This window comes from Rhodospirillaceae bacterium, from assembly GCA_018660465.1.
Taxonomy (GTDB): Bacteria; Pseudomonadota; Alphaproteobacteria; order Rhodospirillales; family JABJKH01; genus JABJKH01.
The window spans coordinates 161,807-176,726 of the sequence record JABJKH010000089.1 but is presented as its reverse complement, the minus strand read 5'-3'; the positions used below and the strand labels follow the sequence as shown (position 1 = coordinate 176,726).

The following is a 14,920-nucleotide window of genomic DNA, read 5'->3' as shown; positions in this document are numbered from 1 at the left end:
ATGAAGATCACGGTTAAGCTTTTCGCCTTGTTAGGCAAGTACCTGCCGCCATCGGCCAAGGAAAACCAATTGGAAATTGAGGTGGAGCAAGATGCCGTGATCGCCAATGTCCTGGCGGGGCTTGGCGTTCCAGCTGAAGTCTGCCATCTGGTACTCGTCAACGGTGTTTATGTCGAACCCAGTGCCCGCGATACCCACGCGCTTAAGGATGGTGATGCCTTGGCCGTATGGCCGCCGGTCGCAGGTGGATAGCCGTGAGTGACGACGTCACGATCAATAAAGAGATGGGAATCAGCCACCAAGATTTCTTTCGAATTTTGCCCCGCGCCCTCGGCTCAACCGAATTCGAACGGCAGGGAAATACGGTCCTTCTAAAACAAGATGATCAGCGACTAACAATAAAACTTTCAATAGAATCACAGCGGCGCATCGCGGCCATGGTCGTTCCTGTAACCAACGTCACCTTGACGTTCTCAGGCTATGCCACCGAAGATTTACAAATGGCCCTCGACCGTTTCGATCAATATTTTCGAAAGGGTGGAGGGTAAAATTTAGCTGAGGACCAAGCCCCCGTTGATGCGAAGGGTCTGACCGGTGATGTAGCGCGCTTCTGGCTGGCAGAGATACCGGATCATGTTGGCGACATCGGCGGGTTCACCTTCAAATCCAACGGGCGGCATGCCGACGGCATTGCGGGGCAGGGGGCCGGATGTGCTGGACCGTTCGCCCCCGATGCGCGCGGGGGAAACTGTATTTACGGTGATGCCTTGCCCAGCGAACTCGCTCGATAGGCTTCGGCTCATCGCTTCCAGTCCTCCTTTTCCGGCATGGACATGGATACGCTCAGCAAATCCTGCTGAATTGCCATCGCCGCCAACATTCACGATCCGGCCCCAACCCTGGTCCACCATATGCGGCAGTACGGCGCGGGAGCAAAGGAACGTTCCGTCTAAAATAATATCTAGAACCCGCCGCCACTCGGTAAAGCTCATTTCCAGGGTGGGGCAGCGCCCGCGGTCGGCTGCGTTGTTCACCAAGATATCCACGCCGCCGAAGTCTTTGGCTATGGCGGCCACCATATCACTGACGGCGGTCTCATCGGTGACATCGCAAATGTATACCTCTGCTTTTCCCCCCAGGGCTTGAATCTCCTCTTTAACCAAGGCCGCCTCATCGGCTGAACGTCGTGTATTGATGGCGATAGCAGCGCCATCGGCAGCGAGCTTAAGGGCAGTGGCGCGGCCCGCACGTCGGGCGGCGCCGGTTATTAAAGCGACTTTCCCTAACAGCGGTTGTACTTGTTGTTCAGACAAACCGTCTCCTCCCAATCCTCCGAGTTGTAAAAAATTAGACTACAGGACAAAATCAGGATTGTATGCAACGTCGCAGCTTAGGAGTTAAGGCCGTGTCCCGACATCGTATTCCTGCCGTGTTTATTCGCGGTGGCACAAGCAAGGGTGTTTTCTTTCATGGCCGCGATCTTCCTGATCCGGGGCCGGTAAGAGATTCTGTCTTTCTAAATGTCATTGGCAGTCCCGATCCCTACCAGCGGCAACTCAACGGCATGGGGGGTGGAATTTCTTCGTTATCCAAGGCGGTAATCATCGAGTCATCCGCGCGCGAAGACGCCGATATTGATTTTACCTTCGCGCAAGTTGCCGTCGATCGGCCCGAAGTCGTTTACACCAATACCTGTGGCAATCTTTCATCTGCCGTGGGGCCGTTTGCCGTTGATGAAAGACTGGTGGAACCGGTCGATGGAGAGGCTCGAGTTCGGGTCTACAATACAAATACCAGTAAGATCTACCACGCGTGCTTTAATGTCGAGGACGGGCAGGCAGTGGAAACGGGCAGCTTCGAAATTCCCGGCGTCGCAGGCACGGGGGCGAAGATCAAACTTGATTTTTTGGACCCTGGGGGCGCCGTAACGGGCAATTTATTACCTTCTGGTGCGACAGTTGATGAGCTGACAGTTCCAGGCCTCGGCGTGATCGAAGCCTCGTTCGTCGATGCGACCAACGCGATTATCTTTATCGATGCGAACGCCGTTGGCCGCGACGCGACAGAGCAGCCTGACGCGCTTGAAGCAGACAAAGAATTTATGGCGAAACTCGATGAAATTCGAAGACTTGGCGGCGTGCAGATGGGGATGGCGGACCGACCAGAGGACGTCGGCCTCGGCAGTCCGAAGATTGCCTTGGTTGCGGCGCCTGAGAAATTTAAGACACTGACCGGAGAGACCATCCATCCGGCCCAGCACGATATTATGGTTCGTGTAGTTTCCATGGGTCGCATTCATCGCGCGGTTACGCTGACAACGTCCATGTGCCTTGCGACGGCATGCCAAATTGAGGGCTCGATTCCGCATCGTGTGGCCCAGCATTGTATGGCGACATCTCAAGGAGATAAAAATGGAACCCGCATCGGCAACCCGTCCGGTGTCCTGCCGGTACAAGCGGACGTCGGCCGATTGAAAGACGGAACCTGGCACGCAGAACACGTCACTGTCTATCGAACGCAACGACGTTTGATGGAAGGATGGGTCTACCCGGTATAATCGAAATATGCTTTAGGCGAAGGATGCCAACGCCATGAGCGTTTCGCCGATATCATTTTGATCACCGACGAATTCCAGACCGTAGAGTTGTTTGTTGGCCCAGGCGACACGGCAAGGAAGGGAGCCGAATTGACCGAGATCGAGAAGGAGTAAGCCGTCCGGTCCGAATTCATCCTTAACCCGCACTTGAGCCCCGCCAATGGAGATATTCATGACATCGCCCTTAACGCTCTGGCCTTGGAAGGTCAGTTCGGCCTTGAGGGAAACCTCATCCCTTTCTTGGCCGCGCTTGGTCGCGGGGTTTCTAGCAGTAACCATAATTCGGAACGTCCTTAGCTCTACCCGGTTATCTTCGTGAACGTTAAACTAATCGGAGAGGCATTTACACCTTAAATAAAAGGTCAAAGAGTACGGCGCCTTATTTGGCGTAAGGGTTGCTTCCTTTGCGAGTTTGCAATCGGAGTGGCACGCCCGGAAGGTCGAAGTCTTGCCGTATTCGATTTGCAAGATAGCGAAGATATGATTCTGGTAGCTTTTCAGGCCTGTTAACCCAAAGCGCAAACGTTGGCGGCCTGGTTTTAGCTTGGGTGATGTAGCGAATTCGAACTCGGCGGCCGGACGCCAAGGGGGGCGGGTGCTCTTCGGTGATTAGGTTTAACCAAGTGTTTAACTTCGATGTGGAAACTCGAGCGTTCCAGATGTCATGTAGAGCGAGCACCTCAGGCAGGAGTTTTTCTGAGCCGCGTCCGGTCAACGCAGACATCGTTACGATGGGCACACCCCGGACCTGGGGAAGCGAGCGTTCCAGGCGGTCGTGCAGTTGCTGCAGGACTTTTTTGCCTTGTGCCTTCACCAGATCCCACTTGTTGAGGGCGACAATCAGGGCGCGGCCTTCTTCGATGACAAACCGAGCAATTGATAAATCCTGCTTCTCCATGGCCTCTTCGGCATCCAAAAGCAGAACGACGACTTCTGCGTATCGGATGGAGCGAAGGGTGTCATCGACAGAAAGCGATTCAAGTTTCTGACGGACCCGTGATTTGCGGCGAAGACCGGCGGTATCGGCCAACTGAATGCGGCGGCCTTCATAGTCCCAGGCGATAGCGATTGAATCTCTGGTAATGCCGGCTTCTGGCCCGGTTAACATCCGGTTTTCGCCAAGAAGATTATTAACCAGGGTAGATTTTCCGACGTTGGGTCGTCCAACAATGGCAAGTTTTAAAGCCCTTTCAGGATCATCTTCGTCATCGATGTCAGGGGCTGGCTCTTCATATTCATAGGGTACCAGAGCATCATAAAGCTCGCTCAAACCTTGGCCGTGTTCAGCGGAGATTGGAAGGGGGTCCCCCAGCCCAAGGCCATAGGCTTCCCCAATTCCCGCCTCAACCGCTTTTCCTTCACATTTATTGGCGACGAGGATGACGGGGGTGCTTAAGCGCCGGAGGAATTGAGAAAAATGGGTGTCCAGTGGGGTGACACCAGCGCGAGCATCCAGCAGAAACAAAGCGACGTCGGCTTCATCAAGGGCGGCCTCGGTCTGGATTTGCATGCGGGCTTCCAGGCTATCGTCGTCGGCGTCTTCCAATCCGGCTGTATCAATGATCTTAAACCGTAAATCGGCGAGACGTCCTTCGGCTTCCCGCCGGTCACGTGTGACGCCGGGGGTGTCGTCAACGATGGCATGCGACTTGCCGACAAGCCGATTGAAGAGGGTTGATTTTCCCACGTTTGGTCGACCGACAATGGCCACGGTAAATGTCATGGTTTGGTGCTACGTCAAAAAGTTCAGGCTATCGGTAGGCCGAAAGATCCGCGTTATCCGATAAAAAGTAGACTGTGCGATTTGCAACAATAGGCGCCACACTGACGCCATCCGGTAGACTTTCTTTACCGAGGACTTTGCCTGTATAGGGCGATACGGCCAATGCTTCGCCATTTGATCCGGCAACCAACAAACGATCACTGGCCAAAATTGGGCCTGTCCAAACAATCGGTGTTCCGGACGTTCTTCCGCCTTCAAACCGGGGCAAACCAGTGACCCAATAAATTCGCCCTGATGATCGTGATAAAGCCGCGATTTCTGAATCGTTTGTCAGTAAAAATATAAAATTTCCGGCGACCCATGGGTTTTCCCCGCCGCTGATGCGCTTATCCCAAATTCGCCGCCCGGTTCTTAAATCGAACGACGCGATGATGCCGGAATTGCTCATCGCAATGATGTTTCCGCGGTCAATAATTGGTCGGCCCCGAATGTGGGACAGCCCGGACGCACCAGAGCCCCGGCGCACACCGGAAAGCGAGTCCGACCACAAAACACGACCAGATTCGGATTTAAGGGCAAAAACTTCACCAGAAGAATAGCCGACAACGACCACACCTTGATCGACCGCAGGGCTACCGCCCCCCAAAACGCTGGCTGTTTCAGTGGTGCCAGCGTGGGTCCACTGTTTTTTGCCGGTTTTAGAATCGAATGCGATTGTTTTATTTTCTAACGTCATGACGAAAACTTGTCCGCCATGGGCCGTGGGGGCCGTCCGCATGGGGCCATCAACCGGGGTTGACCACAGGACGGCACCGTCTTTTGCATTCAAAGCATAAACCACGCCAAATCCAGTGGCGACAAAAATTCTGCCTGCTTCGAAAGTAATTCCACCGCCAATATGACCGTCATCTTCAGCTTTTGGGGTTAGGTCAATACGCCAAATTTGCTTACCGGACTCTGCGTTTAAAGCGGTAACCTGGTGTTCTGAATCTATCGTGAACAGCCAACCGTTAACGACGATGGGCGCTGCGACAAGACGCAATTCCTCATCTGCACCTTCGCCAATATCGACCCGCCAAATCTGCTTCAACGCATCGCCAACGGCAATATGGTGCATCGCATGGTTGGGATAACCACCGGGTTGAGGCCAATCGCGGTTGACGCTGGGTGCAGGCAGAAGAATTTGTTCATTTGCTGCCCGCGGGTCTGGCGTGATGGATCGTTGATTCAACAAGATCGAAACACGTTTTCCAGGCAGCGGTGGTTTACGTTTTTTGCTGAACACATCATCAAAGGACTCAGAAACGGTATCGCACCCGCTTGCTAAAATAAGGCATGCGAACAGTGGAAATAGGAAATTTTTCCAGGAGGAAGAGTTCGATCCGGTCTTTCGCATGCCGTCTACTTTCCAATCTGCGTGATGATTTCCGATACCCGGGACTTCATACCGCTTGGTGCCGTTGCGTCTTTGGTAAGGGCCGTCAGGAGTTCGCGCGCGGTCTTCTTATCTCCCGTGCGAATGGCCAGCAGTGCGGTAAGTTCCGTGGCACTGTGGCGCCAGGGATTTTCCGTGGCACGTAGCGGTGCCAGTTGAGCGCTTAGGGCTGTCGGGTCTGCCTGATCTAAGTCGTTCAAAGCCCCTAAAATTATGGCCATATCGCGGTAAATTGGATCAATCGACGTGTCAGCTGAAATCTTCGCGTATACTGCAGCTGCGGCGCTTTTATCGCCGCTTTTCGCTAGCAACCCAGCATTTTGAAATTGCGCCATGAGACCATATCCGCCGCTTACGTCTTCGGCAATTTTAGCGAAGGTCTTGCGGGCGTCTTCAGGCTTTTCGGCAATGGCGTTCATTGCGGCGGCAAATCGCACACTTTGTTCGTGCCGTGCCGATAGATCATAGCTGCGCCAGCCCTGGTATCCACCCACACCCAATACGATGACGAGGATGACAGCAATGATATAGTTGCCGTACACCTTCCACAGCTCGGAATATTTCTCCTGCTGCAGTTCTTCGTCTATCTCACGTAACAGAAAATCGTCGTCGCTCGTGTCCGCCACTCGGGCCTCCAACTTGATTGGTCAATATTTTTAACTTAACAGCACCGAAACAATGCCCCCAGAGAAGTGTTAAAAGTATCTTTCTCAAGGTCTCACAATGTCTCTGGGCGTTGTTAACCGAGAAACCATGAAGATTCAATGATTATGGCCAATGATAATGGGGTATTATTTCTGTTTATCCCGCCAGACCCAAGGCTCCACAAAATTGCCCCGCCATAGTCCGCGCATGTGTTCCTTTGCGTCGAGTTCCTCATTCACGTAATCCTTGGATCTGCGTCGATCCGCAATAGCCCAGCCTTGAAAGACGAGCATGGCGCTTAGATCGTGTTTTCCAATCTGGCAAGATCCATGAAAATTGCCGTCCTTTAGTTTGCTGACCTGTTTGCAGGTAACAGATTTCGCCCCAGCAAGGTTAGCCAGTGCGAAGGTCGCTTCTGCACCACAGGCCCATTTGCGCCCGTCGCCAGCGATGCAGGATTGGCTTTGTTCCGGTGCATCAACCCCATGCAGGCGGATGCGCATGCCATCGATTTCAAGGGTATCACCGTCAATGACGTGTGCGACACCGGTTATGACTTCATAATCGGCGGCCTGAACTAAAGCCGGCACAGCAACACTGGCGAAGCTGAAGAATATCCCTGCCAGCAAAGGTTTTAAGAACGCCATTTGCCCTAATCAATCCCTGTTTCGACGTCTGGAATTTGTTTCCTTAAGCAAGAATAACAGGGATCAGCTAAAAACGCATTAATCACCTTAAATCAAAATCAAAGGCTATTTTTGAGTGCTTTCCCAAATTTCGTTAATTTTCTCTGTCAGACTCTGAGGATCGAACGGCTTTTCAATGATATCAACCGCCCCTAATTCTCTGAATTCTGCGACTTCTTCTTTCATCACCTTTGCAGTAATGAAAATTACCGGGATGGAAATTAATTCGGGAACTTGGCGAAGCTGGCCCAAGGCAGTGGGGCCATCAACATTTGGCATCATGACATCTAGCAAGATGAGGTCGGGTAGAAACTGAAGCGCCTTTTCGACGACATCAACGCCGGACTCGCAGGTCTCAACTGTCATTCCGCCAAGGACTTCCATGGCAAGAACCGCTATCTTGCGGATGTCAGCATCATCTTCCGCGTACAGAATTTTTTCTAATTTAGGCGCCATAAAAGTTGATCCCCTTTATCAGTTGTTATTTACCATTTTTGGCTAATCTACTGACAAGGTCCAGAAGTTCCTCATTCGAACATCTAGATTTGAGCAGAGCGGCTTCCACCTGCACCGCTGTTTCGCGGTCTACCCCATCCGATGAAAAAATAATGACCGGCGTCGAATCTTCTTCAGATACCTTCAAAGTCGCCAGCAGATCTAATCCGTCTCCATCCGGAAGGCCCGGGTCCAATATAACCAGGTCAAATTTTTCGTCCAGCAGGAGGCGCTGAGCCTCCCTAAACGTGTGGGCGCACATAAAATCCATCGTATCACCGATCATTGCCGTCATGACCTGGCATAGGTCTACGTCGTCTTCAACATGAAGGACACGGGGTTTTTCTGCTCGTTGCGCCACAAACGTAGCCTGCTGAACGGCGCTTAAAAGGCGGCTTTGGTCTATCGGTTTGTCGAGCCAATCTATAATCCCCATTGATGCAGCAACGACTTCTCTTCTGACTGTGCTGGCTTTTGCAGAGACGACGATGGTTGCTAAATTGTGGGTGTTTTCCTCGGCGCGGAGTTCCCGAATTAAGCTAATTCCGTCTTGGTCGGGCAGCATAACGTCGACAGTTACGGCAGCATACGTTGTTCTCGCGATCCGCGCTTTCGCTTCATGGGCGTTATAGGCTATGTCCACATCGTAGCCGTTATCCTCAAGCATTATTGAAAGCAACTTAGCGACGTCTGGATCATCTTCTAAAACAAGAATCTTACCACCGTCAGGAACTTCTGCCCGGATGGCCTTCGAAATCTCTGAGGGGGAATTTGCTTGAGCAGTTGCTGTTCTAATTCTTTCTGGCAGTTCGAAATAGAATGTAGATCCTTCTCCTTCGACACTATCAAACCCGATTACGCCACCGTGCTTCTCCACAATCGCCTGTGAGATGTTCAAGCCGAGTCCTGTCCCGCCTTTTTTTCGGGCATCGGTAGAGTCTGCTTGGGTAAAGCGCCCAAAGATTCTGTCTCGGAATTCATTCGGGATTCCAGGTCCCTTGTCAGATACGTTAATTCTGAATGATGTTGCAGAGCGTTCAATTGAGATTTCTACAATTTCTCCAGCCGGCGAAAATTTAGCCGCATTAGACAACAAATTCGAAATCACCTGGGTTAACCGATCTGAATCGCCATACACCGTCGCATCTTCGATAGAACTGGTGAGTTTAAACGTCACACCATGTTCGATCGCAAATGGTTCGTTCAGGGTGAGCGATTTTTCAACTAATTCACCGATATTCAGGTCGAGAAGGTTGAACTCCATGCTTCCGGCCTGGAGTTTCTCCATATCGAGCAGATCGTTTACGAGGTTGATCAGGCGTTCGGTGTTGCTGGAGGCCAAGTCGACCATATCTTTGACCTGGTCCGGGTCCTTGAGCGCACCGCTTCCAATCATTCCCAAAGACCCCCGAATAGACGTAAGCGGAGTCCGCAGTTCATGGCTAACAGTGGAAATGAATTCTGTCTTAAGGCGATCCATTTCCTTTCGCTCGGTAATATCCCGAACCACGCCCATGAAAAACCGTCCGCTTTTTAGGCGAAGGTCTTGGATGCTTAAATCCATCGGAAATGTCGTGCCGTCGCGTCTTTGACCCTCTACTTCCTGGCCAATGCCAATGATCTTTGCCTCACCGGTTTCGCAATAGTTCTGGATGTAGCGATCATGGGAACTGCGATGAGGTTCTGGTGTCAGTAATTTAATATTTTTACCGATGAGTTCCTCTGCTGGGTAACGAAATATTTGCTCGGTCGCCCGGTTAACAGATTGAATTGTACCTTTTTCATCAATCGTAATGATGCTGTCCATGATGTTTTCAACAATAGCACGGACCCGTCCTTCACTTTCTTCAAGCTGTTGATTGAGTATGCCAAGGTCGCTTGCGGCCGTCACTTCGCGCTTAAAAACAGCATGCATATTGATCAACAATCCGGCCAGAACGCAGATGTAGCTCACTTTCTTAAGCGTATGTGCCCCGTCGAATTCATAATCGAACAATTCACCGGAATGAGACATGAACACGGCTTGGCTTATGAAGCCGATGATCAGCGAAATTACGATCCAGTGCTCAAAGTTGTCGGTGCGCCAATGTCCCTTTTTTAGATACCCTATGAGCGCCAAAAGAAAAAATAATGCCGGGGCGAATTCTTCAGGTCGATGGAAGAATATATTTGGATAATAAGCGGCTGGCAGGGGGAAAAATACGAAAAATAGGAAGCTGAGGAGAGTGAAAAAGACTGTTCCTGCATAGACGGATCGCTCGGCAATGGGGCTGGTTTTTCCTGAGCTATTTTCCTGAAACCAGACGAACCAACTTAAAAACATAACGACGGAAAGGTAGAGTCGCGATGCCACCCAGCTCCAGGGAATCAAATGCGGTAGATCAGACGGCATCATCGGCTTGAAATAGCTTGATGTTACGATGGCGTGGAAGCCATCAAGGGATGCCGTTCCTAGAAATCCCGCACCGATGAGAAGAAATAAGCTTTCTTTTTTGCTGTAATAGCGTACCAGCGCCATGGCACCCACGACGGCGGCCAAAAGTGTCGCAATCGCCTCCATGACTGTATGGAGTTGGGCACTGCCAACCCAACCAACACCGTGCCCTAGCAATAAGCCACCTGTCAGCCCAATTCCGAGTATCCAATAGACAATTACTCGGTCCGTTTGTTCTTGATCCTTCAACGTGTAAAATTCCTAAAAAGAGCAAATAAAATTGGGATTGTGGAAAGTCCAGCACCTGAAAATCATATGGAGGCAAAGATAATAAATTCAAATTGTAAATTACGTCACAGATGACAATAGAAGGCCAAATTAACAATTTTCAAGTTCTTTAACCCGTCCTTAACCCAGAAATGGCATTGTAGGAGCGTTGAATTACTCTTGATCCGGCGTACATTCCTGTGGTGCCGGTTCTTTGGAAAGTAGAACGATGCGGTATGTCATTTTTATTTTGGGCGCAGTTTTTCTTAACGCATGCACCATCGTGCCGCCTGTCGCGCTGACCGATTTTGCGACGGTAGGTTTGACGGATAAGACGATAGAGGATCATGTCGTCTCGGCAATTAGTGGCAAAGATTGTTCCACGGTTCGGACCAACCAAGGTCGGACCTATTGTGCGGAAGATGAATTGAATCCAGAACCCAAGGTTCATTGCTATCGGACACTAGGAGAGGTCACGTGTTACGATAAACCCGATCCGCATGCCAACGGCCATCAAAAGGTAAATGAGTCCACCCACAATCTACTCGGACGTAAAGATACAAAGCGGCTTATTCCGTACCGCTGATCAATGCTTCGTATCATCATAGCGACAGGAGTTGCCGGCGTTCTTGTGGCGTTGGTCCTGTGGCTTATTCCCAACGACGATATAGACCCCCACGACCGTCAACAAGTTGATCATGCAGCACGCGCTGACGCATTGCGTCCCGCGGCCAAGAGTGGTGACCCCAAGGCGCAGTACGCGTTGGCACAACATTATATGGATGGGAGGGGAGTAAAGGAATCGCCGGTAAATGCTGCGCGTTGGTTGAAGAGGGCAGCCGAAAGAGGTCATATTTTGGCGCAATATGAACTGGCTCGGCTCTACGACAAGGGCGGCAAGCTGAAGGAAGATTTACTCCGCGCTGCCAAGTGGTACGAGCCAGCAGCTCGGATTGGTCGGCACCCAGGGGCGCAATTTGGATACGGCTATATCTACTACACCGGCAAAGTCGTTCTAAAAGACTATGGCAAAGCAATAAGCTGGTTCCGAAAATCAGCAAACCAAGGGTATGCGCCAGCGCAATATTTAATGGGAGGTATGTATGAAGAAGGCTGGGCCGTCGCGCGCAACTATATCAAGGCCTACCAATGGTACACTCTAGCAGCGAGCAATCCCCAACAAGTGATGGCAGTTGATCCTAATTATGACCCCAAAGCTGCGCTAGAACGACTCATTACGCGAATGAATGATTTTCAAATTAAAAGAGGCAAACAATGGGTTAAAGCCTGGAAGCCGTCGCGTTAAGTCGGCGAAAGATTTGTGACGCCCATCATTTCGATTGCCGAGCGAACCGCATCCAATGCGCCATGCATTTCTGTTTCACCTAGATTTCCGATGCAGCCAATCCGAAACGATTCTGCGACAGTGAGCTTACCTGGATAAATTAGGTAACCCTTCTTGGCGATAAGATCATAAAATGTTTCGAACTTGAACGCCGCGTCTGCGGGGCTATGAAACGTAACGATAATTGGGGCTTGGAGTTCATCAGGCAGCAGTGTCTCGAACCCCATTTCCCGCATGCCCTCCACAAGAATTTTGCAGTTTTCTGAATAGCGCGCGATCCGGCCTTCGGTGCCGCCGTTGCCGGCGAATTGATCAAGCGCTTTATCAAGCGCAACGATTACTTGGGTCGGCGGCGTGAAGCGCCATTGACCGGATTTTTCCAGTCCCGCCCACTGCGCATGTAAGTCCAGACTGAGCGAATGGGCATTGCCCGCGCACACTTCCAGGGCCTTCTTTCGAACGATGGCGAAGCCCATGCCGGGCACACCTTCCAAGCATTTGTTGCTGGACGCCATTAGGGCATCAAACGGGACGTCAGCCGCTTTTAACGGCAAGGCACCAAATGCGCTCATGGCGTCAATCAATAGCGACCGGCGCTGCTTTGCGACGACGGCTGCAATCTCGGCTATCGGATTCAGAATTCCCGACGTGGTCTCACAATAAACCGCTGCAACATGAGTAATAGTCAGGTTCTTGGATAAAATTGCATCGATCTCGGCCGGGTCGGAAGGGACATCTTCGGCGGTTTTATAGGTCTCATACTCGCGACCCATGATATCCAGCATTTCTGTCATTCGGTCGCCATAGGCCCCATTAATGACCACCAATGTTTTGCCGTCCTTGGGAATGAGGGTACCAAGCGTTGCTTCGACAACAAACGTACCGCTACCTTGAAGCGGGACACATACATGGGTGTCGCTGGCACCTGCTATCAAAAGCAAGCGTTCGCGAACCCGCGCCGTCGTTTCAATGAATGCCTGATCCCGAGATCCCCAGTCATGCATCATGGCTGACTTCGTGGCTATCGAAGTGGTGAGAGGTCCTGGGGTTAATAAATAGGGATCCTGTGCCATAAATAAATTTCCTTATTTAACGTTTGGCGTTAATAGTTTCGCCGTTGCATGTACAGCCAGGCAGAGCTAAGTCGATAAAATAATCGGTTACGTCGTCTGGAGTCTTGAGTGTCTCAGGGTCTTCGCCCGGCATGGCCAAGGCCCGCATATTGGTGCGGGTGGCACCGGGGTTAATCAAGTTTGCGCGGATCGCTGTATTTTCGATTTCTAGAGCATAAATTTTGACCATCATTTCAAGTGCTGCCTTGCTGATGGCGTAAATGCTCCAATAGGCTTTTGGTGTCGCGCCGACCGATGAGCTAACAAAGATAGCTCGTCCGGCGTCGGATTGACGCAATAAAGGATCACAGCTTCTTAAAAGGCGCCAATTGGCCGTGGTATTGACTGCCATGACTTGATCCCATGCCTGCGGGTCAATATGGCCGATAGGGCTAAGGTCGCCGAGTATGCCCGCATTCCCAACCAGCACATCCAAACGCCCAAAGCGCTCAAATAGTGCAGCGCCCATTTGGTCAATTTTATCATAGTCTGTTAGGTCCGCGACAAATAAGGTGGCCGTGCCGCCAGCATCACGGATTTCATCGTCGACTTCTTCTAGTCCTGCTTGGGTGCGGGCGACCAAGATAACGTGCGCCCCTTCGGCGGCAAAGCGTTTAGCAACAGCTGCGCCAATCCCTCTGGATGCGCCGGTGATCAGGGCTATTTTCCCCGCTAACTTACCATCCTCAGGCACAATCAATCGACCTCGGCCAGAAGGGAAAGCTGGGATGGATTTAGACCATCGTCGTGATCGGTGATCGGGATTGGGTATGCGCTGGTGAAACAGGCGTCACAGAACTGCGGCTCATCCTGGATACGTGCCTCACCACAGACCGCTTTGTAGAGGCCGTCTGGTGTAATATACGCTAGCGTGTCAACGCCAATCAGTTCAGCCATTTCCTCAATCGTGTATTTAGACGCCAGTAATTCATCCTTGGTCGGCGTATCAATGCCGTAATAACAGGAATCTGAAATCGGTGGGCTGGAAACCCTCATGTGGACTTCGGCAGCCCCTGCGGCCCGAACCATGCTGACAATCTTTTTTGACGTGGTGCCGCGCACGATGGAGTCATCGACAAGAATCACGCGCTTCCCGGCCAAGTAAGCTGAATTGGCGTTGTGTTTCAGGCGCACGCCCAAATTTCGAATTTCAGCCGAAGGCTCAATAAAGGTGCGGCCCGTGTAGTGATTGCGAATAATCCCTAAATCAAACGGAATTTTTGATTCTTCTGCATAGCCGATGGCCGCCGGCACCCCGGAATCTGGAACTGGGACAACGAGGTCGGCTGGAACATGTTTTTCCTTGGCCAATTCAGCGCCAATCCGTTTGCGGACTTCGTAGACATTTTTGCCTTCCATCATGCTGTCAGGCCGGGCGAAGTAGATATATTCGAAAATGCAGAACCGATCCTTCAGTTTGGCAAAGGGCTTTATGCTTTGGATACCATCATTGTCGATAACGACAATTTCCCCGGGCTCTACGTCGCGAATAAATTCAGCGTCGATGATATCCAGCGCGCAGGTTTCGGATGCCAAAATATAGGCGCTATCTAATTTACCCAATACCAATGGGCGCACGCCCCGAGGATCGCGAACGCCGATGAGCTTTTTCTGTGTCATGGCGACCAGGGAATAGGCGCCTTCTACTTGGCGAAGAGCATCAATCAGGCGATCCACGACCGTGGAATAAAGGCTGATGGCGATCAAGTGGACGATGATTTCGGTGTCGCTGGTAGACTGAAAGAGGCAGCCGCGCTGAACGAGTTCTTGTCGGCATCTCACCGCATTGGTCAAATTGCCGTTATGGGCGATGGACAGGCCGCCGAACTTAAAGTCCGCAAATAATGGCTGCACGTTTCGAAGGGCAGGCTCGCCAGTGGTCGAATAGCGAACGTGGCCAATGGCCTGACCGCCCGGCAACCGACTGATAACGTCTTCGGAATTAAAGTGATCGCCGACCAGGCCGAGCGCCCTGTGAGAGTGAAAATGTTCACCATCGAAGGCGACAATTCCAGCCGCTTCCTGACCCCGATGCTGCAAGGCATGGAGGCCGAGTACGGTGGTTGCCGCTGCATCGTCGTCGCCAAAAATGCCAAATACGCCGCATTCATCATGCAGGTGATCATCGCCTGTCGGGTGCTCTGATTCGGATTGAGCGGGTGATTTGCTTGGCATGTGTCTT

16 protein-coding genes are annotated in these 14,920 nt (G+C 51.6%); 5 read left to right on the top strand and 11 right to left on the bottom strand.

Annotation, left to right across the window (positions count from 1 at the left end; all coding sequences use genetic code 11):
- Together HOM51_15030 and HOM51_15025 are read left to right on the top strand one after the other, a co-directional pair.
- Entirely contained in the window at nucleotides 1-252 is a 252-nt protein-coding gene (locus HOM51_15030; GenBank protein ID MBT5035825.1) for a MoaD/ThiS family protein, read from the top strand.
- Between the two features lie 2 nt (nucleotides 253-254).
- Complete coding sequence (locus HOM51_15025; GenBank protein ID MBT5035824.1) at nucleotides 255-548, top strand: hypothetical protein; 294 nt, start codon at nucleotides 255-257, stop codon at nucleotides 546-548.
- Nucleotides 549-551: 3 nt separating this feature from the next.
- On the opposite strand, the gene HOM51_15020 is transcribed toward HOM51_15025, so the two are convergent.
- Nucleotides 552-1,313: an SDR family oxidoreductase gene (locus HOM51_15020; protein ID MBT5035823.1), complete on the bottom strand. Its 762-nt coding sequence runs from the start codon at nucleotides 1,311-1,313 to the stop codon at nucleotides 552-554.
- 62 nt (nucleotides 1,314-1,375) lie between these two features.
- Here HOM51_15020 and HOM51_15015 point away from each other — a divergent pair, with 62 nt between their 5' ends.
- A complete protein-coding gene (locus tag HOM51_15015) occupies nucleotides 1,376-2,557 on the top strand; it encodes a PrpF family protein (GenBank protein MBT5035822.1) in 1,182 nt (393 codons plus the stop codon).
- A gap of 12 nt (nucleotides 2,558-2,569) precedes the next feature.
- Here the strand turns inward: HOM51_15015 and HOM51_15010 are convergent, their stop codons facing one another.
- From HOM51_15010 to HOM51_14980, 7 genes are all read right to left on the bottom strand, one after another.
- Nucleotides 2,570-2,875 (bottom strand): PilZ domain-containing protein, encoded by a 306-nt coding sequence (locus tag HOM51_15010; GenBank protein ID MBT5035821.1) that lies wholly within the window; start codon nucleotides 2,873-2,875, stop codon nucleotides 2,570-2,572.
- 100 nt (nucleotides 2,876-2,975) lie between these two features.
- Nucleotides 2,976-4,319 carry a ribosome biogenesis GTPase Der gene (gene der, locus HOM51_15005; protein MBT5035820.1) on the bottom strand — a complete coding sequence of 448 codons (1,344 nt, stop codon included), beginning with the start codon at nucleotides 4,317-4,319 and terminating at the stop codon, nucleotides 2,976-2,978.
- A gap of 28 nt (nucleotides 4,320-4,347) precedes the next feature.
- Nucleotides 4,348-5,715, bottom strand: a complete 1,368-nt coding sequence (locus tag HOM51_15000; GenBank protein ID MBT5035819.1) for a PQQ-binding-like beta-propeller repeat protein — start codon at nucleotides 5,713-5,715, stop codon at nucleotides 4,348-4,350.
- A 5-nt stretch (nucleotides 5,716-5,720) separates the two neighbouring features.
- A complete protein-coding gene (locus HOM51_14995) occupies nucleotides 5,721-6,380 on the bottom strand; it encodes a tetratricopeptide repeat protein (GenBank protein ID MBT5035818.1) in 660 nt (219 codons plus the stop codon).
- A 165-nt stretch (nucleotides 6,381-6,545) separates the two neighbouring features.
- Complete coding sequence (locus tag HOM51_14990; GenBank protein ID MBT5035817.1) at nucleotides 6,546-7,046, bottom strand: thermonuclease family protein; 501 nt, start codon at nucleotides 7,044-7,046, stop codon at nucleotides 6,546-6,548.
- A gap of 105 nt (nucleotides 7,047-7,151) precedes the next feature.
- Nucleotides 7,152-7,541, bottom strand: a complete 390-nt coding sequence (locus HOM51_14985) for a response regulator (protein MBT5035816.1) — start codon at nucleotides 7,539-7,541, stop codon at nucleotides 7,152-7,154.
- A 25-nt stretch (nucleotides 7,542-7,566) separates the two neighbouring features.
- Nucleotides 7,567-10,263 (bottom strand): PAS domain S-box protein, encoded by a 2,697-nt coding sequence (locus HOM51_14980; protein ID MBT5035815.1) that lies wholly within the window; start codon nucleotides 10,261-10,263, stop codon nucleotides 7,567-7,569.
- Nucleotides 10,264-10,510: 247 nt separating this feature from the next.
- On the opposite strand from HOM51_14980, the gene HOM51_14975 reads away from it, so the two are divergent.
- Both HOM51_14975 and HOM51_14970 read left to right on the top strand, forming a co-directional pair.
- Nucleotides 10,511-10,867: a hypothetical protein gene (locus HOM51_14975; protein MBT5035814.1), complete on the top strand. Its 357-nt coding sequence runs from the start codon at nucleotides 10,511-10,513 to the stop codon at nucleotides 10,865-10,867.
- A 3-nt stretch (nucleotides 10,868-10,870) separates the two neighbouring features.
- On the top strand, nucleotides 10,871-11,587 hold the full coding sequence (locus HOM51_14970) for a sel1 repeat family protein (protein ID MBT5035813.1): 717 nt from the start codon (nucleotides 10,871-10,873) through the stop codon (nucleotides 11,585-11,587).
- On the opposite strand, the gene HOM51_14965 is transcribed toward HOM51_14970, so the two are convergent.
- The 3 genes from HOM51_14965 to HOM51_14955 are packed head-to-tail and all read right to left on the bottom strand — an operon-like array spanning nucleotide 11,584 to nucleotide 14,913.
- Nucleotides 11,584-12,699, bottom strand: a complete 1,116-nt coding sequence (locus HOM51_14965) for a 2-aminoethylphosphonate--pyruvate transaminase (protein ID MBT5035812.1) — start codon at nucleotides 12,697-12,699, stop codon at nucleotides 11,584-11,586. The two genes, HOM51_14970 and HOM51_14965, sit on opposite strands and share 4 nt — an antisense overlap.
- Before the next feature lie 16 nt (nucleotides 12,700-12,715).
- On the bottom strand, nucleotides 12,716-13,432 hold the full coding sequence (locus tag HOM51_14960; GenBank protein MBT5035811.1) for an SDR family NAD(P)-dependent oxidoreductase: 717 nt from the start codon (nucleotides 13,430-13,432) through the stop codon (nucleotides 12,716-12,718).
- Between the two features lie 2 nt (nucleotides 13,433-13,434).
- Complete coding sequence (locus HOM51_14955) at nucleotides 13,435-14,913, bottom strand: amidophosphoribosyltransferase (protein MBT5035810.1); 1,479 nt, start codon at nucleotides 14,911-14,913, stop codon at nucleotides 13,435-13,437.
- Between the last annotated feature and the right edge of the window lie 7 nt (nucleotides 14,914-14,920).

Excerpts from the sequence above, each read along its gene's own strand:
- HOM51_15030 (MBT5035825.1), top strand. The coding sequence starts at position 1 with ATGAAGATCACGGTTAAGCTTTTCGCCTTGTTAGGCAAGTACCTGCCG.
- HOM51_15015 (MBT5035822.1), top strand. The coding sequence starts at position 1,376 with ATGCAACGTCGCAGCTTAGGAGTTAAGGCCGTGTCCCGACATCGTATT.
- HOM51_15010 (MBT5035821.1), bottom strand. The coding sequence starts at position 2,875 with ATGGTTACTGCTAGAAACCCCGCGACCAAGCGCGGCCAAGAAAGGGAT.
- der (MBT5035820.1), bottom strand. The coding sequence starts at position 4,319 with ATGACATTTACCGTGGCCATTGTCGGTCGACCAAACGTGGGAAAATCA.
- HOM51_15000 (MBT5035819.1), bottom strand. The coding sequence starts at position 5,715 with ATGCGAAAGACCGGATCGAACTCTTCCTCCTGGAAAAATTTCCTATTT.
- HOM51_14990 (MBT5035817.1), bottom strand. The coding sequence starts at position 7,046 with ATGGCGTTCTTAAAACCTTTGCTGGCAGGGATATTCTTCAGCTTCGCC.
- HOM51_14985 (MBT5035816.1), bottom strand. The coding sequence starts at position 7,541 with ATGGCGCCTAAATTAGAAAAAATTCTGTACGCGGAAGATGATGCTGAC.
- HOM51_14975 (MBT5035814.1), top strand. The coding sequence starts at position 10,511 with ATGCGGTATGTCATTTTTATTTTGGGCGCAGTTTTTCTTAACGCATGC.
- HOM51_14970 (MBT5035813.1), top strand. The coding sequence starts at position 10,871 with ATGCTTCGTATCATCATAGCGACAGGAGTTGCCGGCGTTCTTGTGGCG.
- HOM51_14965 (MBT5035812.1), bottom strand. The coding sequence starts at position 12,699 with ATGGCACAGGATCCCTATTTATTAACCCCAGGACCTCTCACCACTTCG.
- HOM51_14955 (MBT5035810.1), bottom strand. The coding sequence starts at position 14,913 with ATGCCAAGCAAATCACCCGCTCAATCCGAATCAGAGCACCCGACAGGC.